At 64.6% G+C, this 20,757-nt stretch carries 20 protein-coding genes; 12 read left to right on the top strand and 8 right to left on the bottom strand.

Annotation, left to right across the window (positions count from 1 at the left end; translation table 11 throughout):
* Nucleotides 1-49: 49 nt before the first annotated feature.
* The 4 genes from BLR34_RS11485 to folP all read left to right on the top strand — a co-directional run bounded on the left by BLR34_RS11485 (nt 50) and on the right by folP (nt 3,463).
* Complete coding sequence (locus tag BLR34_RS11485) at nt 50-328, top strand: DUF7091 family protein (protein WP_092703141.1); 279 nt, start codon at nt 50-52, stop codon at nt 326-328.
* A gap of 63 nt (nt 329-391) precedes the next feature.
* Nucleotides 392-631, top strand: a complete 240-nt coding sequence (locus BLR34_RS11480) for a hypothetical protein (protein WP_092703139.1) — start codon at nt 392-394, stop codon at nt 629-631.
* A gap of 46 nt (nt 632-677) precedes the next feature.
* On the top strand, nt 678-962 hold the full coding sequence (locus BLR34_RS11475) for a DUF7538 family protein (protein ID WP_092703137.1): 285 nt from the start codon (nt 678-680) through the stop codon (nt 960-962).
* A gap of 56 nt (nt 963-1,018) precedes the next feature.
* Nucleotides 1,019-3,463 (top strand): dihydropteroate synthase, encoded by a 2,445-nt coding sequence (folP, locus tag BLR34_RS11470; RefSeq protein ID WP_092703135.1) that lies wholly within the window; start codon nt 1,019-1,021, stop codon nt 3,461-3,463.
* On the opposite strand, the gene BLR34_RS11465 is transcribed toward folP, so the two are convergent.
* The gene (locus BLR34_RS11465; RefSeq protein WP_092703133.1) at nt 3,460-4,497 is read right to left on the bottom strand and encodes a glycosyltransferase family 4 protein; all 1,038 of its coding nucleotides are present in this window, start codon (nt 4,495-4,497) and stop codon (nt 3,460-3,462) included. The genes folP and BLR34_RS11465 overlap by 4 nt on opposite strands.
* A 107-nt stretch (nt 4,498-4,604) precedes the next feature.
* On the opposite strand from BLR34_RS11465, the gene BLR34_RS11460 reads away from it, so the two are divergent.
* Both BLR34_RS11460 and BLR34_RS11455 read left to right on the top strand, forming a co-directional pair.
* Nucleotides 4,605-5,309, top strand: a complete 705-nt coding sequence (locus BLR34_RS11460) for a class I SAM-dependent methyltransferase (protein ID WP_092703131.1) — start codon at nt 4,605-4,607, stop codon at nt 5,307-5,309.
* 72 nt (nt 5,310-5,381) lie between these two features.
* Nucleotides 5,382-6,623, top strand: coding sequence for a HEAT repeat domain-containing protein (locus BLR34_RS11455; RefSeq protein ID WP_092703129.1), 1,242 nt, complete (start codon nt 5,382-5,384; stop codon nt 6,621-6,623).
* A gap of 1 nt (nt 6,624) precedes the next feature.
* Here the strand turns inward: BLR34_RS11455 and BLR34_RS11450 are convergent, their stop codons facing one another.
* From BLR34_RS11450 to BLR34_RS11440, 3 genes are read right to left on the bottom strand one after another with little or no spacing between them, the layout of a single operon-like run.
* Nucleotides 6,625-7,461, bottom strand: coding sequence for a DUF7504 family protein (locus tag BLR34_RS11450; RefSeq protein ID WP_092703127.1), 837 nt, complete (start codon nt 7,459-7,461; stop codon nt 6,625-6,627).
* Nucleotides 7,462-7,506: 45 nt separating this feature from the next.
* Nucleotides 7,507-8,148: an FAD-dependent oxidoreductase gene (locus BLR34_RS11445; protein WP_092703125.1), complete on the bottom strand. Its 642-nt coding sequence runs from the start codon at nt 8,146-8,148 to the stop codon at nt 7,507-7,509.
* A gap of 52 nt (nt 8,149-8,200) precedes the next feature.
* Nucleotides 8,201-9,355: an acyl-CoA dehydrogenase family protein gene (locus tag BLR34_RS11440; RefSeq protein WP_092703123.1), complete on the bottom strand. Its 1,155-nt coding sequence runs from the start codon at nt 9,353-9,355 to the stop codon at nt 8,201-8,203.
* A 227-nt stretch (nt 9,356-9,582) separates the two neighbouring features.
* Between BLR34_RS11440 and BLR34_RS11435 the strand changes: the two genes are divergently transcribed.
* From BLR34_RS11435 to BLR34_RS11420, 3 genes are all read left to right on the top strand, one after another.
* Nucleotides 9,583-11,343, top strand: a complete 1,761-nt coding sequence (locus BLR34_RS11435; RefSeq protein ID WP_092703120.1) for a 2-oxoacid:acceptor oxidoreductase subunit alpha — start codon at nt 9,583-9,585, stop codon at nt 11,341-11,343.
* Nucleotides 11,340-12,203 (top strand): 2-oxoacid:ferredoxin oxidoreductase subunit beta, encoded by an 864-nt coding sequence (locus BLR34_RS11430; protein WP_092703118.1) that lies wholly within the window; start codon nt 11,340-11,342, stop codon nt 12,201-12,203. Before BLR34_RS11435 ends, BLR34_RS11430 begins: the two co-directional genes overlap by 4 nt.
* 960 nt (nt 12,204-13,163) lie before the next feature.
* On the top strand, nt 13,164-13,358 hold the full coding sequence (locus BLR34_RS11420) for a hypothetical protein (protein WP_092703116.1): 195 nt from the start codon (nt 13,164-13,166) through the stop codon (nt 13,356-13,358).
* Between the two features lie 4 nt (nt 13,359-13,362).
* On the opposite strand, the gene BLR34_RS11415 is transcribed toward BLR34_RS11420, so the two are convergent.
* The 4 genes from BLR34_RS11415 to BLR34_RS11400 form a co-directional block, all read right to left on the bottom strand.
* Nucleotides 13,363-14,658 carry an MFS transporter gene (locus BLR34_RS11415; RefSeq protein WP_092703114.1) on the bottom strand — a complete coding sequence of 432 codons (1,296 nt, stop codon included), beginning with the start codon at nt 14,656-14,658 and terminating at the stop codon, nt 13,363-13,365.
* A 90-nt stretch (nt 14,659-14,748) separates the two neighbouring features.
* Nucleotides 14,749-15,555, bottom strand: coding sequence for a tRNA pseudouridine(38-40) synthase TruA (truA, locus tag BLR34_RS11410; protein WP_092703112.1), 807 nt, complete (start codon nt 15,553-15,555; stop codon nt 14,749-14,751).
* 60 nt (nt 15,556-15,615) lie between these two features.
* On the bottom strand, nt 15,616-17,169 hold the full coding sequence (gene gpmI / locus BLR34_RS11405; RefSeq protein ID WP_092703110.1) for a 2,3-bisphosphoglycerate-independent phosphoglycerate mutase: 1,554 nt from the start codon (nt 17,167-17,169) through the stop codon (nt 15,616-15,618).
* A gap of 9 nt (nt 17,170-17,178) precedes the next feature.
* Nucleotides 17,179-18,330: an MFS transporter gene (locus tag BLR34_RS11400; protein ID WP_092703108.1), complete on the bottom strand. Its 1,152-nt coding sequence runs from the start codon at nt 18,328-18,330 to the stop codon at nt 17,179-17,181.
* A gap of 175 nt (nt 18,331-18,505) precedes the next feature.
* On the opposite strand from BLR34_RS11400, the gene BLR34_RS11395 reads away from it, so the two are divergent.
* The 3 genes from BLR34_RS11395 to BLR34_RS11385 are packed head-to-tail and all read left to right on the top strand — an operon-like array spanning nt 18,506 to nt 20,730.
* Nucleotides 18,506-19,030, top strand: coding sequence for a zinc ribbon domain-containing protein (locus BLR34_RS11395; RefSeq protein WP_092703106.1), 525 nt, complete (start codon nt 18,506-18,508; stop codon nt 19,028-19,030).
* A 45-nt stretch (nt 19,031-19,075) separates the two neighbouring features.
* Nucleotides 19,076-19,969 (top strand): NAD-dependent epimerase/dehydratase family protein, encoded by an 894-nt coding sequence (locus tag BLR34_RS11390; protein WP_092703104.1) that lies wholly within the window; start codon nt 19,076-19,078, stop codon nt 19,967-19,969.
* Nucleotides 19,966-20,730 (top strand): SDR family NAD(P)-dependent oxidoreductase, encoded by a 765-nt coding sequence (locus tag BLR34_RS11385; protein WP_092703102.1) that lies wholly within the window; start codon nt 19,966-19,968, stop codon nt 20,728-20,730. The genes BLR34_RS11390 and BLR34_RS11385 overlap by 4 nt, the downstream gene beginning before the upstream one ends.
* Nucleotides 20,731-20,757 lie beyond the last annotated feature (27 nt).

Genomic DNA, 20,757 nt, shown 5'->3' with positions numbered 1-20,757 from the left:
CAGCTAGCCCGTGAGACAGGCATATCAGGGAACGCACCCAAAACAGGGTATGACAGACGGCGACAGACTCGCCCGCTTTCTCCGGACCAAGCTCGAAGGCGCAGGCCGCCAGTACGAACAGGCCCGCCGAGAGTTCCAGCGCGGCAGATACGAGACTGACCTTCCGACCGACGACCAGGGACGCGTCCATATCGTCTGCCGTCGCCACGCCGAGAAACGGGCGGTCAGCCTCGACGGCGACGGCCGCCCGACCTGTTACGAGTCCGGTCATCCAGACTGTGAAGGCTGTGTCGACGATATCGCTGACGGACGTATCGAAACCTGGTAATCGCCGAAAGCGGTTACGCAGACAGAAAAATACTCTTTGACCTCGAACGTCTAGAGCGGGCAGATGAACCAGATACTCCGATTTTGGGTCCTCATCGGAAGCGGGACCGTCGCTGTCCTGTCGTTCGGGTACCTGTTTCTGTCGCTCCTGACTTTCCTCGGTCCGGAAGTCTCGCTCGTGACGACAGAGACCGACGGTCGCTTAGCCGCCACCGGTGTCGCACTCGCCAGCCTCGGTGCGTTCGTCTGGACGTTCAGCTTCACCGGCACACCCGCCGAGACGAATCCGGGTGAGCGGGCATGACAGCGGAACCGTAACCGGTAGGCGAGTCGGTCTCGTGGACGACAGTATGGGTACAGAGAGCGAGGGCCTCGCGGCGCTTGGCGAGCAGGACGGCTGGCACGTCGAGAACCGGGCCGCGCGAGTCCACTACAGCGGCGCGACCGACCGCTACAGCATCGAGTACTACCAGCCAAGCGAGTGTGTCCTCTACTGGAAAGTCCCGCCCGAAGACACGGCGGCAACCGCCGTCCCCGTCGCCAGAAGCGCCGTCCCCGACCCGCTTCGTGCGCGCATACGAGAAGACCTCACAGCGGCGGGCATCGACCCCGATATCGAGGACCGGACCCTGTAGCGCTCGCGCCGTCGGCATCCGTCAGCGTAAAGCAGACAGCCCCGTATCGGTCAGGCATGAACGTTCACGAGGCGGCGAACTTTCTCTTCGATTTACAGCGGTTTCCGTCCCGGCCGGGAACCGACGCCACGGTGGCGCTGCTCTCGGAGCTCGGGAACCCACAGGAGAGTCTCCACTGCGTCCAAGTCGCCGGCAGCAACGGCAAGGGGTCGACCGCGCGCATGACCGAGTCGGTTCTACGAGAGGCGGGGCTCGACGTGGGGCGGTACACCTCGCCGCATCTCGACGACCTCAGCGAACGCATCACGGTCAACGGCCGCCAGCTCTCTGAGCGCTCGCTGTGTGCATTCGTCGAGCGCACCCAGGAGTACATCGTCGACCGCGCGGCAAACGGCGACGCCCCGACATTTTTCGAGACCGTCACGGCCCTCGCGCTCTGGGAGTTCGAGCGTCAGGAAGTCGACGTGGCGGTGCTCGAAGTCGGTATCGGCGGGAAACTCGACGCGACGAGCGTCGTCGACCCGCTCGCAAGCGCTGTCACGGCGGTCACGCTCGAGCACACAGACCTGCTCGGGAACGATGTCGAGACTATCGCCCGCGATATGGCCCACGTCGCACCGGCCGACCGCCCACTCGTGACCGGAGCCACGGGGACTGCACTCGCGGGTATCGAGGACGTAGCAGGCGAGACGACCCGCGTCGTCGAGTCGGGGACCGACACGGCGGGAAGCGTCACCGTCGACTACGGCGGCCGCGTCGGCATCGAGGGTGCAGTCAGCATCGAAACAGACGACCGGGCGCTCGACGTTCGGGTGCCGCTGTTGGGGGCACACCAGGCCAGAAACGCGGGCGTGGCCTACGGCCTCGTCGTCCAGACCGCCGACGCCGCCGGCGTCTCCGTCTCCGAGGAGGCGTTCGAACGCGGCTTCCGGAACGCTCACTGGCCCGGTCGGTTCGAGGTGATGGGCCACGAGCCGCTGGTCGTCCTCGACGGCGCACACAACCCCGGTGGCTGTACGGCGCTCGTCGAGACGCTGTCCTCCTTCGAGTACGATTCCCTGCATCTCGTCTTCGGCGCGATGGCCGACAAGCGCCACCGTGAGATGGCCGCTGCGCTCGACGACGCCGACACCGTGGTCGCCTGCGAACCCGACACCGACCGCGCCGCCGACAACGACGCACTGGCCCAGGCATTCGCCGCCGAAACCGACGCGACCGTCAGTACCCGGTCGGACGTTGCGGGCGGGCTTGCGGATACGCTCGCAGACGCAGGCGAGAACGACTGCGTGCTCGTCACCGGGTCGCTGTACACCGTCGGCGAGGCCCGGACCCACTGGACCCGGACGACGATTCCCAAGCGGGCCGAGTCGGTGCCGGCCGCCCGGAACGTCCTCGAGGGCGCACACGTCACCGAGCCGGGCGCCTGGCGGATGCGCGGGAAGGCAGTCCATCGCCTGCTCAAGACGCGCGTCCAGCCCCGACAGGCCCAGTACCTCAAAGAGGAGTTGCTCTCCCTTGGCGGCGAGTGTGCCGTCTCGGGGCTCACCCACGACGAGGAGAAACGCGACGTGGTGATGATGGGAACGATGGCACAGTTCAAGCGCCTCTGTGACAAACTCGACGGACAGCCCTACGGTCTCTCCCCGCTCGCCGACCAGGTCCGCGAGACCCTCGGCATCGGGGCCGAGCCGCCGAGCTATCCCTGGGACCGCGACACCGCAGTCATGGGTATCCTGAACGTCACGCCCGACAGCTTCCACGACGGCGGCGAGTACGAGGCCCGCGAGGACGCCCTCGAACGCGCCGAGGAGATGGTCGAGGCAGGCGTCGATATCGTCGACATCGGGGGTGAATCCACCCGTCCCGGTGCCGACCCCGTGCCGGCGGCGACCGAACGCGAGCGGGTCGTCCCGGTCGTCGAGGCGCTTACAGACCTCGACGTGCTGGTGTCGGTCGACACGCGCAAAGCGAGTGTCGCCCGGGCGGCACTCGACGCGGGTGCTAACATCCTCAACGACGTGTCGGGCCTGGAAGACCCCGAGATGCGCCTGCTCGCCGCGGAGTACGACGTGCCGGTCGTGGTGATGCACTCGATTAACACGCCGGTCGAACCCGACCAGGACATTCACTACGACGACGTGGTCGAAGACGTCATCGAGGAACTCACCGAACGCGTCCTGCTGGCAGAGAAGGCTGGTCTCGACCGGTCACAGATTATCGTCGACCCCGGCCTCGGCTTCGGCAAGACCGCCGCCGAGAGCTTCGAGTTGCTCGACCGCATCGAGGAGTTCGCCGGGCTGGGCTGTCCGGTGTTGGTCGGTCACTCACACAAATCGATGTTCGGACACGTCGGCCGCGAAGACGGTGAGCGTTACGAGCCGACGATTGCGGCGACCGCGCTGGCGGCCGACCGTGGGGCGGATATCGTCCGTGTTCACGACGTGGATGCGAACGTCGCGGCTGTCGATGTTGTCGAGGCGACGCGAAACGGAGACGACTAGAGCCGACCGTAGGTTTCGAGATACTGCTCGACGACGGCGTCGTGGTCAAAGCGTGCCCACTCGTCGTCGGTCGTGAGGTGGGGGAACTCGCTGGCGTCGGCGATAGCGTCGGCGATTTCCTCCGGGTCGGTGACACGGTAGGCGCGCTCGTGGTGTTCGATGAGTTCGTGGGCGCTAGATTCGGCCTGATACTCGACGATACCGACACAGCCACACGCGAGCGCCCAGAGTAACTCCGTGGCAAACTGCTCGCGCAGCGCAGTCTGAACGAAGGCGTGTGCACCCTGGTAGAGACTCACTCGCCGTGTGCGGTCGCAGTCGCCGACGAATCTGACGCGGTCGTCGATGCGGAGTTTCTCGGCGTCGGCCTCGTACTCCTCGCGGAGCGGCCCGTCGCCGACGACCGTCGCCTGCCAGTCTCGCTCGCGGAGTTCGGCCAGTCCGAGCAGAAAGTCGTCCAGGTTCGCACTCTCGTCGAGACGGCGGGCGTAGACGATATCGACGTCGTCGGCGGGGTCGGTCGTCTCGGTCAGCGAGAAGTCGATGCTCTCGGGGACGACCGTCGTGTTCGCTTCGGTCGCACCCAGTTCGCGTACGTCTGTCCGAACGAACTCCGAGGGGGTGACAACACAGTCGGGCCGCCCGGCGATGGTTCCGGCGAGGCGGTGGCCCTCGAGTTCCTCGGTTCCGTACCACTCGACGACGACCGGCGCGCGGGCCAGTTGGCCGGCCGCGAGCGCGGTGACGACCTGCTGTGGCGGGACGACCGCGGCGTGAATTACGTCCGGGCGATACCGGGCGAGCAGCGCCGGCAGCCGCGTACAGAAGGAGGCGAGGGCGGTTCCGTAGGTGACCGAGCGGTAGCAAACGCCGTTGGCCTCGAACTCGTCGCGGTAGTCGTCCCACCACTGGCCACAGAACAGCGTCACCTCGTGGCCTCGGTCGGTGAGCGAGCGGGCCACGCGCTCGACGCGCCGCACGCTCTCTGCGTCAGTGTGGCGGGCCGTCTCCAGCGCGACGAGCGCGACGCGCATACTCGTCGGGTCGGTGTCAGTCCTCAAAAATCCCGCCCATCCGCGTCCGGCTGCCACTGACCGGTATCGGTTCTTTATTAATGGAGGGGGTTCGAGGGGGACATAGCGTGAAAGGACAGGAGTGGTACCAGGCCGAGGACGTGGCCGAGGCCTACGATGACAAGCGGTTCTCACAGGGCGGTCGTCTCATCAACGACCGCGAGAAGGAGGCGGTGCTAGACGCGGTCGCGCCGGTCGAAGACAAGAAAATGCTCGAAATCGCGTGTGGCACCGGTCGGTTCACCGCCATGCTCGCCGAGCGTGGGGCCGACATCGTCGGGCTCGACATCTCGGCAGCGATGCTCCAGCAGGGCCGCGAGCGAGCCCAGGCTGCTGGCGTCGACGACCAACTCGAGTATCTGCGCGGTGACGCCGCGCGCCTGCCATTCCCCGACAATCACTTCGATACGGTGGTTGCGATGCGGTTTTTCCACCTCATGGACGAACCCGAGGCGTTCATCCAGGAGATGCGCCGAGTCGCCAGCGAGCAGATATTCTTCGATACGTTCAACCGGAAGTCAGCCCGGTCGCTGTACACCTGGGCGCTCCCGATGGGGTCGCGTCTCTACTCCAGAAAGGAGGTCAGTCGCCTCCTCAACGGCGCCGACCTCAAGCTCGCAAACGCCGAACACGACTGGGTGTTCCCCTATGGGTTCTATCGCGAGCTGCCGAACGCACTTGCCTCTGGCTTTCGGAAACTCGACACTGCAATCGGGCGAACCCCGGCGGGTAGACCGCTCGCTTCTGTCTCGTACTGGGACACCCGCGTGTAGAGACGCACATTTATCTCGAAGCCCGACGTACTGTCGTGATAACGGGCCCCAACAACAGGCTCGGACAGACAGATGTCGTTCGACGACTCTCACGGCGAGACGTTCCTGTACGAACTCGCCCGCGACGGGCGAACAACCGAAGTCATCGGTTACCTGAAACGCGGGACCAGCCCCGCGGTCCGCAAGCGGGCAGCGGAGCTGCTGGGCGATTTCGCCGACCACCCCGACGAACAGCGACGAGACGAAATCGTTCAGGAACTTATCGCAGCCATCAGACACGGCGACAGCGAGGAGGTTCGCTCACAGGCCATCGACTCGCTGGTTCGGTACGGCGACGACGCTATCAAGCGGCTCATCGACCGGTTTTCGGAGTTCGACGCCACGGGCGCGCCGCGGTGGCTCATCGCCGAGAATCTCATCGAGTGGCTCGACGACGACCGCCCCGAGTTCCGGCTCGTCGCAGCGGCCGGCCTGGAGTGGTTCGGCGACGAGGGAGCGCTCCCGGCGCTGGTCGAGGCGTTCACCGACCCGGACCCGCGGGTGCGCCGCCGGGCGGTCCGGTCGTGTGGCGCTATCGGTGACGACCGAGTGGTCGAGGCGCTGGCCGACCGGCTGACCGACCCCGACACGCGCGTCGAGAAAGAGGCCGCGAGCGCGCTGGGCGCTATCGGGACCGCCAAGGCGCTCGATGCGCTGATTCCGGCCGCCAGAAGCGGCGACGCCGAAGTTCGCCAGATTGCAATCGACCAGCTCGGACAGTACGGCGCACTCGACCCGTTGCCCGTGCTGTTGAGCGCGCTCGAAGACCAGTCGGGACCGATTCGCCGGACCGCAGTCGTCGCGCTCATCGAGTTGTTCGTCCAGGCACCGTCGGACCAGAGCCACGAGATGCGGTCGACAGTCGCCGACCGGCTTGAGACGCTGTCGCCGACCGACGTGGTTCCGGAACTGGTCGATGTGGTACGAGAGAGCGGCCGATGGGCAATCCGGCGAAACGCCGTGTGGCTGTTGGGGCAGTTCGTCGACGAGGCCGACCCGGAGGTTCAGGAGTGTCTCATCCACGCGCTCGACGCCGAGGACGAGACGACCGCACAGCTTGCGTCAACGACACTCGCCGAACTCGGCGGCGACGGGCTCGAAAAGCGGGTGCTGTTGTTCCTCCAGACCGTCGAGGAGGGGTCGGCGACCTGGAACCGGGGACAGTTCGTCCTCGACCGGCTGGGGACCGACCCCGAAATCGAACTCGTCAGCACCGGCGTCGACTACACGTACGTCAGTGACCCCGAGGACTACACCGGCCCGGACCGCGACTGAGCTACGGGCTCGTGCTCGGCTCGGAGACGAACGTCTCCTCGTTGGCTCGAATCCGCAGGTCGAACATCTCCTCGATGACGTTCGCGCTTCCCTCATAGCCCGCCGAGGGGTCGAAGTAGTAGTGAGAGAGTGCGTCGGCTTTCTCCAGACGGCTGTTGAGGATGTGAAGGAACTTGAAGACGTTCTGGAGCGTGAAGGTGTCGAGCAGTTCGGAGAGGATATCGAACTCGACGGTAATCTTGCCGTCCATGCGCTCCTGTTCACCCAGGACGCGCGAGACCGTCTGGCCCAAATCCGAGAGTCCGAGCTGTTTGTCGAGCCGGACGACTTCGAGCGGGAGCGTCGACAACGACTCCTCGGAGAGCGATTCGAGGGGTTCTCGCTTGGTCGTCAACACGACAATCCAGGCCGGCAGCTCGGTGAGTTCGCGCTTGAGGAGTCGTATCCGTCGGCTCGGGTTCGTCGTGACGAAGACGGCGATATCACACGGCGAGATGAAGTGAACGCGTGCGTTGTTCGCACCGGCGGACTCCAGTGGCGACAGCGTCAGAATGCTCCCGGTGTGGCCGATGTCGTCGGCGACGTGGACGCCCGACTCCATGAGCGCCTCGACGTGGCCAAACAGGTGGTCACTGTAGGCTTCGAGGCCCCGCTCGCGCCCGCTCGTCTGGCCGGTCCGGTCGCAGTATGGACACGTCCACTGGACTTGCATCTCGCCCTCGGTGACGTGCTGGCGGTTGTGGGCGAGCATATGCGACCGGACCTGGTTGGCGACCGCCTCGCCGGACCGGCCCCAGACGGTAAACTCACAGTGGCGACACCGCCATCGATAGACCATTCGTCTCCAGGGTCGGTGCCCACGATAATAAAATCACCAACTCTCTTAGCCAAAGTTCTCGACCTTCGCGCGGTCAGGGTCGCCGCCAGCGGCGTCGATTGCCTCGACAGCGTCGTCGAGGAAGTCGGCAAAGCCGTAGACGAACACCTGTGTCGCCTCGGGGTCTGTCAGACTGTCCGCGACGGCAGGCCCGAGCGGCGTCGAGCTATCGAGGAGCGTCACCGCGGCACCGTCGTCTTCGAGCCCCGCGAGTCGGCCCTCGTGAATCGGGTCGTCGTCGCGGTAGACCACGGCCGCTTCGCCGCCGTCGGCCAGCGCGCGCTCCGCGATACCGACCGCCGGGCCGATTCCCGGCCCACCCGCAAGCAGGCAGACCTGTGACTCTCCCTCGTAGTAGGCGTTCCCGTACGGCCCCGCGATGACGAGTTCGTCACCCGCCGAGAGGTCCCGTAGCCGTGGACTCATCTCACCGTCGGGGTCGATGCCGACGGTCATCTCGAAGGTGTCCTCAACGACCGGCGAGGAGATGGTATAAAACCGGGACTGCTCGTCGCCGTCGACGGTCAGGACGACCTTGACAAACTGCCCTGGTGTCGCGTCGAACGCCGCTGGCGTTTCGATATCCAGCGCGATGGCGTTGGGCCCCGCGTCACGAACTGCCCGCACCGCTACAGCGGTCTCATCCATACCTGTCCGTCCGGGCGATAGCATAAAGGGCGTTTCGCTCCGGCGGTCGGTCTCAGCGCGGTGCCTGTCTGTAGATGAGGTTGCGCTGGATAGGGTTTGCGCCCTCGTAGATGACGGGGACACGGGCGTCGCGGTAGACCCGCGAAATCTTGTTCTCTTCGAGCACCGACCGGCCGCCGTGGAGTTGCATCCCGATTTCTGCACACTCGGTGGCCGCCTCGGTCGCGCGCGTCTTCGCGAGTGCGGCCCAGTAGCCCGGATAGTCGTCGTTCTCGACTTTCTCGGCGGCCCGCCAGGCGAGCGAGCGCGCGGACTCGAACTCGAGGCGCATGTCCGCGAGGTCATGTTGGACGGCCTGGAACTCGTCGACGGTCCGACCAAAGGCCTCGCGGTCGTGGACGAACGCCGACGCCTCCTCGATTGCGGCGGCCGCGAGCCCGAGGCCGTGTCCCGCGACGACGGTCCGGCCGTGGTTGAAAAAGCCCGCGACCATGTAGAAGCCGGCACCCTCAGCGCCGATGAGATTCTCCTCGGGAATCCGGCAGTCGTCGAAGGTGATGTGTGCCTGTTTCGAGGCGCGGTAACACATCTTCTCTGGAATGTGTTCCGCGTGATAGCCGGGCGCGTCAGTCGGGACGATAAACACGGAGTAGTTACCATAGCGGTTGTCGGGGTCGTCGCCGGTCTTCGCGTAGACGGTTACCCAATCGGCCTCGACGCCGTTGCCGACCCAGTATTTCTCGCCGTTGAGGACCCACTCATCGCCGTCTTTCTCCGCCGACGTGGACATACCCGCCATGTCGCTACCGGTGTCGGGCTCGGAGACCGCCAGCCCGGAAATCTGTTCGTTCGCCGCGACCGGCTCGAGATACTCCGCCTTTTGTGCTTCCGTGCCGTGTTCTTCGAGGATGTTGGTGCCGAAAGCGGCGAGTTGTAGACTGAGCGCGATACCCGCGTCGGCGCGATAGAACTCCTCGGCGATGGCGAGCATCTCGGTAAGCGAGAACCCGCGCCCGCCGTACTCCTCGGAGATGGACTGGCCGACCAATCCCGCTTCCATCCCCTTCTCGAGGATGTCCCAGGGATACTCGCCGCGCTCGAAGTACTCCTCTGCGTTGGGTTCGATGTGCTCGGCTGCAAACTCTCTGGCTTCCTGTTTGACCGGCCGCGCCTTTTCGGGCACGATGCTGTCATCGAGCAGATCCATACCCCTGCTAAGGACTCAGTCATCTTAAATGGCGAACCGACGCGCCCGGAGTGAGAAAGCAGTCACTGAGCGTAACAAGAACTGTCAGAACCGAAGCGAAAAAATACAGAATCGAACGTATGGGCACTCACAACGCGAGAGACGCGGATATGAATGAACAATCATTCACGATAGGCCGCGCGATGACAGAAGGTTTTTTCGTCCGGCCGCCAGAGTGAAACAGTAGCATGCCAGAAGACCTGAACTGGGCCATCGGCGGGGAAGCCGGCGATGGAATCGATTCGACCGGGAAAATATTCGCACAGGCGCTCTCACGCGCCGGTCGACACGTCTACACCTCGAAGGATTTCGCATCGCGAATCCGGGGCGGCTACACCGCCTACAAGGTACGGACCTCCGTCGACCGCGTCGAGAGTGTCGTCGACCGGCTGGACATCCTCATCGCACTGACCCAGCGGACCATCGACGAAAACACCGACGAACTCCACGAGGGGAGTGTCATCATCTACGACGGCGAGCGGACGACGATGCAAGACGTCGAGATTCCAGACGAGATGATTGGCCTCGACGTGCCGCTCAAGAGTCTCGCCGAGGACGCCGGCGGCGCTATCATGCGCAACGTCGTCGCGCTCGGCGTGGCCTGTGAGGTCGCCAACTTCCCAATCGAGAACCTCGACTCCGCGCTCGAAAAGCGCTTTGCCGACAAGGGGCAGGCGATGGTCGACAACAACTGCGAAGCCGCGCGACTCGGACAAGAGTACGCCGCCGAGGAGTACGACCACGAGTACGACTACGACATCGAGACGACCGACAACGACTACGTCCTTCTCAACGGTGACCAGGCTATCGGGATGGGCGCTATCGCCGCCGGCTGTCGGTTCTACTCCGGCTACCCGATTACGCCTGCGACCGACGTGATGACCTATCTGACGGGCCGTATCGACGAGTTCGGCGGGAAAGTCGTCCAGGCCGAAGACGAACTCGCGGCAATCAACCTCGCGCTTGGCGCCGCTCGCTCGGGCGCACGTGCGATGACGGCCACATCTGGACCGGGTATCGACCTGATGACCGAGACGTTTGGCCTCGTGGCTACGAGTGAGACGCCGCTGGTCATCTGTGACGTGATGCGCGCTGGCCCCTCGACGGGGATGCCGACCAAACAGGAACAGGGCGACCTGGATATGGTGCTGTACGGCGGCCACGGCGAAATCGACCGGTTCGCAGTCGCGCCGACCAACGTCGCCGAGTGTTTCTGGAAGACTGTCGAGGCCTTCAATCTCGCCGAGAAGTACCAGATTCCGGTCTTTCTGGTGTCGGACCTCTCGCTTGCGGTCACCGAACAGACGTTCCCGCCGGAAGCGTTCGACATGGACGAGGTCGAAATCGAGCGCGGCAACATCGTCGACGAGGACGAAATCGACTCCTGGCTCGACGAGCAGGGCCGGTTCCAGCCCCACTTCCCGTCGGCAGACGGTATCAGCCCGCGGGCGTTCCCCGGCACAGAGGACGGCGCACACATGACGACCGGCCTCGAACACGACGCACTCGGGCGACGGACGGAGGACACCGACGTTCGCATCGAACAGGTCGAGAAACGACAGCAGAAAGTCGAGACAGCAAAGGAACGCGAGGACTGGAGCTACCGCGAGTTCGGCGACCCCGACGCAGAGACGCTCGTCGTCTCCTGGGGGTCGAACGAGGGGCCACTCCGGGAGGCCCTCGAGTACCTCGACGACCGCGACATCGACGCGCGGTTTATCTCGGTGCCGTACCTGTTCCCGCGACCGGACCTCAGCGAGGAAATCGAGGCCGCAGAGACGACCATCGTCGTCGAGTGTAACGCCACGGGTCAGTTCGCAGACGTGCTCGAACACGACGTGCTCGAACGCGTCGAGCGCATCAACAAGTACAACGGCGTCCGCTTCAAGGCGGACGAACTGGCCGACGAAATCGAAGCGGTTCTCTCCCCACAGGAGGTACAAGCATGAGCTCCGACGTTCGATTCATCGACTTCAAATCTGACAAACAACCGACCTGGTGTCCCGGCTGCGGTGACTTCGGGACCATGAACGGCATGATGAAAGCCCTGGCCGAGACCGGCAACCACCCCGACGACACGTTCGTCGTCGCTGGCATCGGTTGTTCGGGCAAAATCGGGACGTACATGCACTCGTATGCGCTGCACGGCGTCCACGGCCGCGCCCTGCCGGTCGGTATCGGCGCGAAGCTGGCCAACCCCGAACTCGAAGTGATGGTCGCGGGCGGCGACGGTGACGGTTACTCCATCGGCGCGGGCCATTTCGTCCACGCCGTCCGGCGCAACGTCGACATGTCCTACGTCGTCATGGACAACCGCATCTACGGCCTGACCAAAGGACAGGCGTCGCCGACCTCTCGGGAGGACTTCGAGACATCGACTACCCCCGACGGGACAAACATGCCGCCGGTCAACCCGCTCGCGCTCGCGCTGTCTGCAGGTGCCACGTTCATCGCGCAGTCTTTCTCCTCGGACAGCCAGCGCCACACCGAAATCGTCAAAGAGGCAGTCGAACACGACGGCTTTGGCTTCGTCAACGTCTACTCGCCGTGTGTCACGTTCAACGACGTCGACACCTACGACTACTTCCGCGACGCCGTCGTCGACCTCGACGAGACCGACCACGACCGCCACGACAAAGACGCCGCTCGCGAGAAGGTACTCGACGGCGACACCGAGTACACGGGCGTCATCTACCAGGAGGAAAACAGCGTCCCGTGGGAGGAACGTGAAGGACTCGACGAGAACATGGCCGAGATTCCCGACGGCGCACCCGAGGGTGCAATGGACCTCGTCCGCGAGTTCTACTAACCGAACCGTCGGCTCTGATTCGTCGCGTTGTGGTACCTACGCGACCGGTTTCTGATTCTGTGTCGTGAGCGTCACCGTGACGGTTGTTCCGCGCTGGTCGCTTTCCGAATGGCGTGGAGGCACCCGTCCGGGTGGTACTCCAGTGCACTGCCCGGAGGTCGTCCGCTGTCGTGTTGAAACTGGTCTTTTTTCCAGTGTCCAGTGTCGCTCGCTCGTGTTCCGTGATGTCTGACTCGTCGTCTGAGTACCGGCAAAGGGCTGGCCGATGGCGAGTTCTTCGATGCAATAAGTAATGAACCCGCTCTTTTCAACGCATACAGTTGGATTCGACGGTTGGACGCCAGTTGTTTCCTCATACACCCCCATCCATGGAGTTGTATGGATAACCGAGTATGTCGCACCGGCGATGTGTACAGATAGAACAAATGTCACTCGCCCGGCTACGATAACAGTAGGTGAGTTTCGGTATCTTCGTCCTCGCCGTAGGCCTGAGTGGTCTCAGTTTCCCCGCGTGGCCCCGGGAACGCTATAGTCGTATGCGAATCGGTACACTCGGATAGGCGGCATTTGCCGTCTACGTACTCATCGTGTTTCCGGAGTATCCGTTGCTGCCGTATGTCTTGTACACGACGCTCGAACTGCTCGAACAGGAAGTGAAATCCTCATTCTCGGTTGCCTTCCGGCATTTTTCATCGCGTTAACGCGGGACTGAGCAATGTCGGAACCTGATATATGGCCTCTCGGCGGGAACTCCACCTGGTTGTGGAGTCTGAGTCGTCCACCGTGGCCACGACTCCGTCGATACGTTTGTATTCACTGTCTACGTTGGAAGTGGTGTATTCTATATACCGTCATAGAGTTTATTTTATCAGAGGGAGTTCAGTCGTTGTCTGTCGGTAGCACAAACGAACCGCTTCAAACCGCCGGAGAGGATTTACCTCTCGGTGTCTAACATTTCATATGACAACGAGAGCTCTGTTGACCGACCGGGAGCGTGATGTTTTGGCCGGGAAGGCCGGCAGTGACGCATACCGGGCGACAGTCCGGACGCGTGTACGCAACCGGCTCGGTGAGCTAGAAGATGACGTTGCCGTACTTGCGACCCACGAGCCGGAGCTGTACGAGCAATTTCAGGCAGTTGCTCGCGGCGAGTGAGCTGTCAGTCGTCAGAGGGAGCAGGCCCACCAGACAGCCTCCGCCGGTGTGCGCGAGTCGCGCTCACCACGAACCCAGCGGTGGCAAAGAGGATGAACCCTGCTGCCAGGAGGAAGCCGACCGCTGTGGAGAAGAAATCCATCGTCGTCCCGACCAGGACAGGGCCCGCCACCTGCCCGACTTTCCAGGATATCGAGCGCAGCGACATCGCACTCGCGACCGAATCGTACGTTTCGCCTTCGTCGACAAACAGCGACATGCTCGCCGGCAGGCGAATCGAATCGGCGACACCCAGGAGCGAGTACGCCCCAAAGAGCGCGAAAAAGGCCCCACCGAGAGCCTGTGTGTCGCCAAATAGCGACACCTCTACCGGCGATATTTTGCCCTCGAAGACCCCTGCCAGGGGGATAGCCGCAGTGCCGACCGCGTACAAGAGCGCCCCGACAGCGACGAAGTAGTGTTCACGGCCGTATCGGTCGGTGAGGTTCCCGACAAAGCCCTGTGTAACTGCCTTCGTGAGTTTGCCACCGGCCATTATCCAGCCGATAGCGAACGCAGAGATACCGAAAGTCGTCCGGGCATAGATAGGCAAGAAGATGATGACCGCCATTTTCCCGAAACTGAAGGTGAATCGAAAGCCAACGAGAGCTCGCAACATCGGCAGCCCTAGCAGCGAGCGAAACGTCTCGACACCGCCGGCGTCGTCGGGGTCTTTCTGGCCGCCGGGATTGTCACGTAGCGCGAGCACCACCAGCACGAACGCGCCGAGTGTGACGGCTGAGAGGGCGACATAGGTGAGCGTGAACCCGTGGGCATACAGCAGATAGCCGCCGACCAGGTCACCTGCCAGCGACGAGAACGAGGCGAACTGGTTGTACGACCCCAGCCAGAGCCCCTGGCCATCGTCTGGGCTTATCTGTCCGATGATGGTCGCGCCGGTAATCCAGAGAACGCTGGCACCGATGCCCTGGAGCATCCGCACGAGAACGATGTGAACGGGACTGTCGACGAGCGCGAACCCGACGAAGACCGCGACGTTGATGAGAAAGCCAGCGAGCAGGTACCGCTTCGCGTTGCCGGTGTCGACTTTCCGACCCAGCGGGAGCACGATAAACAACTGGACGAGGGCAAAGGCCGTCCCGAACAGCCCCTCGACGAACCCCGAGGTGCCATAGAGGTCGGCATACAGCGCAAGCGCAATCAGAATCGTCGAATACGCCTGACTACGGGCAAACGCCGTTCCCGCGAGCGCGGCGAACTCCTTGTTTCCAAGGAGCCGTACCGAGTTGAACCGGGCCACGTGCCTCTGACAGGGCCGCGGTTAGATTGGGTCGTCAAAAACCCCCGCGATGACGGCCGTATCTACTTGTTCTGAACTGATACGACGGCCTCAGTCGCTATCGTCGCCGGCCTGGCCGAGCACGCCTGCTACTCTGGCCCCGGCGGCCCGTTGTCTGTGGAGGGTTCGAAATTGCTGTTGCACCCGCTGTGTGGCCTCTTCGTCAGTTGTAAATGTTATATCGCTATATGAAACGGCCGTCATCACGAGAGGGTCGGGTCGAGCCGGACCGATTCCCTCGGGGCCAGCGAGCGGGTCCGCCCCGAGGACCCGGTCGAGGGCGCGCAGTGCGCGTTCGCCGCGTGCAAGTTCGGCGACGAGTGCGACCGCGCGACGGACGAACTGTCTGGGAAAGCCGCCAGCGCGAAATCGCAGGACGAAAAACGAGCCGTCGCGGTCGAGGGCTGTGTGAAGCGTCCGAGTCGTGCCGGTGTCGTCGGGTGTGAGGTTGTGAAAGTCGTGTTCGCCGGCGAGGCCGTCGAGGGCCGCTCGTGTGCGTCGTTCGCTCGCACCGTCGGCGTGCAGGAAGTACGTGTACTCTCGGGACTCGGCGTGGTGAGTGGCGTGAAAGTCTGCGGGAACGTCGGCGGTTGCCCAGGCCTGAATCGACTCGGGGAGTTCGCTGTTGAGCGCTTGTGGGGTGAGCCAGCCGGGTGCCTCGAAGGCGACAGTCTGTGCCAGTGCCGAGACGCCCGCGTCGGTCCGGCCGGCGGCGGCGTATCCGGGCGGAACATCACCGTCAGTGACGCCGAGGGCAGCCAGCGCACTGATGAGGCGGTCTTCGACGGTGTCGACGTCGGGCTGGCGCTGGAAGCCGTGGTAGGGGTGGCCGTCGTAGGCGATGCGATAGGCGCGCATGGTCTGATTTCGGCCGGGAGTGTCCTTAATGTGGGGTAGACAGTGTGCTCGGCCGAGTGGCTACTCAAGCAGCGACTCGCCGGTCATCTCGTCGGGTTTTGCTATCGACAGCAGGTCGAGCACTGTCGGCGCGATATCTTCGAGCGCGCCGTCCTCCCGGACCGTCCGGCCGCCGTCTGCGTCGGCAGCGACGTAGACGAACGGGACGGGATTGGTCGTGTGGGCGGTCTGTGGGTTCTCGACGGTCCCCATGTCGTCGGCGTTGCCGTGGTCGGCGGTGACGAGGACGTCCGCGCCAGCGGCCTGCATCGCCTCGACGAGCCGGGCGAGTTGTGTGTCGACTGCCTCGACGGCAGCCACGGCGGCCTCGAAGTCGCCGGTATGGCCGACCATGTCGGGGTTTGCGTAGTTCAGGACGACGACGTCCGGGTCGTCGTCATCGATGACCTCGACAGCGCGGTCGGTCACGTCGGGAGCGCTCATCGCCGGCTGCTGGTCGTAGGTCGCTACGTCGGGGCTCGGGACGATTTCCCGGCGTTCCCCGTCGAACTCGACCTCGCGGCCGCCGTCGAGGAAATAGGTGACGTGGGCGTACTTCTCGGTCTCGGCGATGCGAAGCTGTGTCCGTCCGGCCTCGGCCAGCACCTCCCCGAGTGTCTGCTCGGGCTGTATCGCCGGAAACGCGACCCCCACGTCGAAGTCACTGTCGTACTCGGTCATGGTCACGAGTCGGCAGTCGGGCGGGGTCGTCTCGAAAGACCACTCGGGCTCGATGTCCGCGAGCAGACGGGTGAGCTGACGGGCACGGTCGGCCCGGAAGTTGACGAAGATAGCGCTGTCGCCGTCACGGAGCGCGGGGCCGCCCTCGACGAGTGTCGGCTCGACGAACTCGTCGGTATCGCCGCGGTCATAAGACTGTTCGACAGCCGCGACCGCCGAGGGCGCGGTGTGGGCTGCTTCCCGGTCGACGATTGCGTCGTATGCGCGTTTCGTACGCTCCCAGTTCTCGTCGCGGTCCATCGCGTAATACCGCCCACAGACGGTCGCAACCTCGCCAGTGCCCGCGGCCTCGGCGTGTTCGGCGAGGTCTCGGAGATACTCTCGCCCGCCCGTGGGTGACGTGTCACGGCCGTCGGTGAAGGCGTGCGTGACTGCCTCAACGCCCCGGTCTGTGGCCAGGTCGATGAGCGCGTGCAGGTGAGACTGGTAGGAGTGGACGCCGCCGTCGCTGACCAGCCCGAGCAGGTGGACGCGACCGCCGTGGTCCTCGGCGTGGGCGACCGCCGAGGCGAGAGCATCGGTCTCGGAAAGCGGCGGGTCAGTCGGATTTTCGAAGGCACTCGACTCACCGCGCCAGCGCGCGATGGCGTCCGTAATCCGGGCCGACTCCTGAGTGACGACGCGACCGGCGCCGATGTTGAGGTGGCCGACTTCGCTGTTGCCCATCTGTCCCTCGGGGAGGCCGACACGGCGACCGTCCGTCGTGAGCGTGCCTGTAGCCCCACGTTCGCGGAGGCCGTCGACTGTGGGTGTCTCGGCGGCGGCGACCGCATCGCGAACGTCGCTGTCCGCGTTCAGCCCCCAGCCGTCGAGCACGACGAGTCCGACATCCATACCCGAGGGTTACCCGCCTGCACCACCAGTCTTTCGAGTCGCCCGGCGTCGGATGAGCCGGCGTCGAATCGCCGCGCCGAACAGCGCGCCGACGACAGTGGCGAGAATCCCCGAGAGGGTCAAGAACGCGGCTGCCCAGCCGAAGGTGTCCGCAAGCAGGCCAACACCGACCGACCCCGAGGCGCCGAAGACCATGTATGTAGTTCGAACGAGACCGAATCCGAGCCCTTCTTCCTCGGCGCTCATGTTATCGAGGAACTTCGGGAGCATCGTCGCCCCCCAGCTCATCGCGACGCCCACGAGTGCCGTCGCCGCGACGACGCTGGCCAGTCCCGGCCCGAGGACGTACAGCGCGAAGCCAGCGACACCGGCAAGCGAGCAGACGACCATCGCGGCGTCGCGGCCGATGCGGTCAGAGAGCCACCCCATCCCCGGCTGACCGACTCCCTGGACGACGAAGTAGCCAGAAAAGACTGCGCCGGCTGCGGGCTCGGAGTAGCCGCGGTGTTCGACCAGAAACGTCGGGAGGAACGAGGCCGTCCCCTGCCAGACGAACGCACCGAGGACAGAGACGACCATCGTTCCCGCAATCGGCGGCCGGGAGAGTAGTTCGAGCAGCGCCCCCGGCTCGATACGAGAGCGAATCGCCTCGTCGGGCCGTCTCGGCTCCAGTGGCTCGATACCGCGGGCAACCAACAGCGTCGCCGGGACGGCTGCAACCGCGCCCAGCGCAATCGCGTACCGCCAGCCAAACAGCGAGCCGGTGTAGGCCGCGGCGACGGGCGCGACCAGCCCGGCAATCGGTGCGCCCGCGCTGTGGACGCCGATTGCGGTCCCGGTGTTCGAGAACAGCCGTGACAGCAGCGTCGTGGCGACGCTGTAGTGCAGTCCCGCGACGCCCCCGAGGACGACAGTCATGAGCACGAACACCGGAAAGACGGGGGCGAGCGCGAGCGCCAGACTCGCGGCCGCCGTTCCCCCGACCGCGACGAGAATGACCACCCGCTCGCCGAACCGGTCGCCGAGCAGGCCGCTGGGAAACTGCGAGAGCGCGTAGGCGACCCACAGCCCCGAGAGCGCGAGCCCGATTGCGGCGTTCGAGACGGCGAACTCCTCGGCAATCGAGGGAACGACTGGACTGATGACGAGCCGCCCGACCATCGTCGCAAAGAAGGCGAGCGTACAGGCCGCGACGTCGTTCTATTGACAGACCAGCGTGGCACTGTCTCGCGTTGGGTTGTGCTCTCACAAAGGCCTCTCGGTCCCGACAAAGTCGTGACAGCGAGACAGAAACGGCAGCCAGTGATTTATGTCTCGGTGTCTCGTCAGATTACATATGGGCCAGCGGTACTGTCGGCACTGCGGCGACGAGGTGCAGCCCGACGACCGGTTCTGTCCGGCATGTGGCGAACGACTCGACGGAACACGCGAGGAAAACGGCTGGGAGGGCGGCGAGCAGAACCGAGGATACGAAACGACCGCCAGCTGGGGCACTCGCCGCGGCGAGAGCGAGTATCAGACCGAACGTTACCCACAGGGTTACAGCCACAGCAACGACTCGGCGCGAGCCATCGCCGCTATTACGCACGTCCTCGCGCTGTTTACCTGGGTCGTCGGTCCGCTGGTGGTCCATATCGTCACCGACGACCCATTCGTCCAGCGAAACGCCGCGAACGCGATGAACTGGCAGATTGTGTTCGCCGTGTACCTCGCCGTCTCGACGGTGCTGGTCGTCGTGCTCGTCGGGTTCGTCCTCGTTGTCCTTCTCCCGATACTGGATTTCGCGCTCATCGTACTCGCCGCACTCAAGGCGAGCGAGGGAGAAGCCTGGCAGTATCCGCTGACGCCGCGGCTGTTCTAAGTTACAGACCACCGAAGCTAAGTCCGGTCGCGCTCGGGAGTCGGTATGGAGACAGTCCTCGTCACCGGCGCGCTCGGAACCCTCGGCCGGTGGACCGTCGCGGAACTGGCAGACGAGTACGACGTACTCGGCGTCGACCGCCACGAACCCCACGGTGAGTCGCCGGAAGGCGTCGAATATCTCGCGGCAGACCTCACAGAGCAGGGCCCAATCTGGGAGATTATCCACGACGTGGAGCCGGATGGTGTTGTCCACCTCGCGGCAGTGCCGGGGGCCGGCCACCGCGCCGGGACGGAGACGTTCGTCCACAACGTCACCAGTACGTACAACGTCCTGACCGCCGCTGGCGAGGTCGGGGCAGACGTGGTCTGGAGTTCGAGCGAGGCGACTTACGGCGTCACCGCCGGCGAGGAAGCTCGTCCCCTGGCGTCGCTCCCAGTCGACGAGACACATCCACAGCGGCCCGAGGACGCATACGGCACCTCGAAGGTCGTCGGCGAACTCGTCGCCGAGCGCACGGTCCGAACGTACGGCGTCTCGGTCACGTCGCTCCAGCCCTCCTGGATTCAGGTACCCGGCGAGTACGAAACGGCGGCCATCAGAGAAGGCTTCGATATCGAGAACCCGACGCCGTCGGGAAGCCTCTGGTCGTACGTCGACGTGCGGGACGTGGCTCGACTGGTCGGGCGGGCGCTCGCAGCCGAGACGACCGGCCACGAATCCTACATCGCGGTCGCCGAAGACAACTACGTCGACGAGCCGACTGCCGAGGCGGTCGCGGCGGCGTGGGGCGACCGCGCCCCTGAGTGCGATATCGAGGGCGACCGCGCGGCCTTTTCGACTGCCAAGGCAAAACGCGACCTCGGCTGGGAGCCGCGTCACTCCTGGCACACGGCCGAGACCGAGAGCGTCGCGTCGCCACTGGAGGCCGACAGATGAAACTCGACGGCAGGACCGCGGTCGTCACCGGCGCATCGAGCGGCATCGGCCGGGCGATTGCCATCGAATTCGCACGAGAGGGTGCAAACCTCGTACTCGCGGACATCAGAGAGACCTCGCGCGTCCCAGACGACGAGAAGACGACTCTCGCAGTCATCGAGGACGACGGCGGGACCGCCGTCTTCGAACAGACGGATGTGACCGACGAGGACTCCGTCGAGGCGACCCTCGAACGGGCGCTCGACGAGTACGGCGGCCTCGACATCCTGGTAAACAGCGCCGGCGTCACGAGCGACGGCTCCGTCGAGGAGGTGACAGAAAACGAGTGGGACCGCGTTCAGGATGTCAACGTCAAGGGTGTCATGCGGTGTTCGAAACACGCAGTGCCCCACATCCGCGACAGCGACAGCGGCCGCATCATCAACATCGCCTCCCAGCGCGGCCTCCGCGGGGGCGACGACACCGAGAAGGCGGCCTACGTCGCCTCGAAAGGCGCGGTCGCGGGACTCACGCGCCAGATGGCACTCGATTACGGCCCCGATGGAATCGCGGTCAACGCCATCTGTCCCGGGCCGGTCGAGTCTGGAATGACACCAGTCGAGACAGAACAAGACGAACAGCAACTGCTCGACGGCGTGCTCACGTCTTTCGTCGGTCAGCCCGAAGACGTTGCGCCGGCGGCGACGTTGCTGGCGAGCGACGGCGGCCGCTACATCCACGGCCACACGCTCGTCGTCGACGGCGGCTACCTCGTGAAGTGACTACGGGTGGGGTTTATGCCCCTCCAC

The organism is Halovenus aranensis (genome assembly GCF_900100385.1).
Lineage (GTDB): Archaea > Halobacteriota > Halobacteria > Halobacteriales > Haloarculaceae > Halovenus > Halovenus aranensis.
The sequence above is the reverse complement of the archived record's forward strand: the minus strand, read 5'-3'. Positions and strand labels throughout refer to the sequence as shown.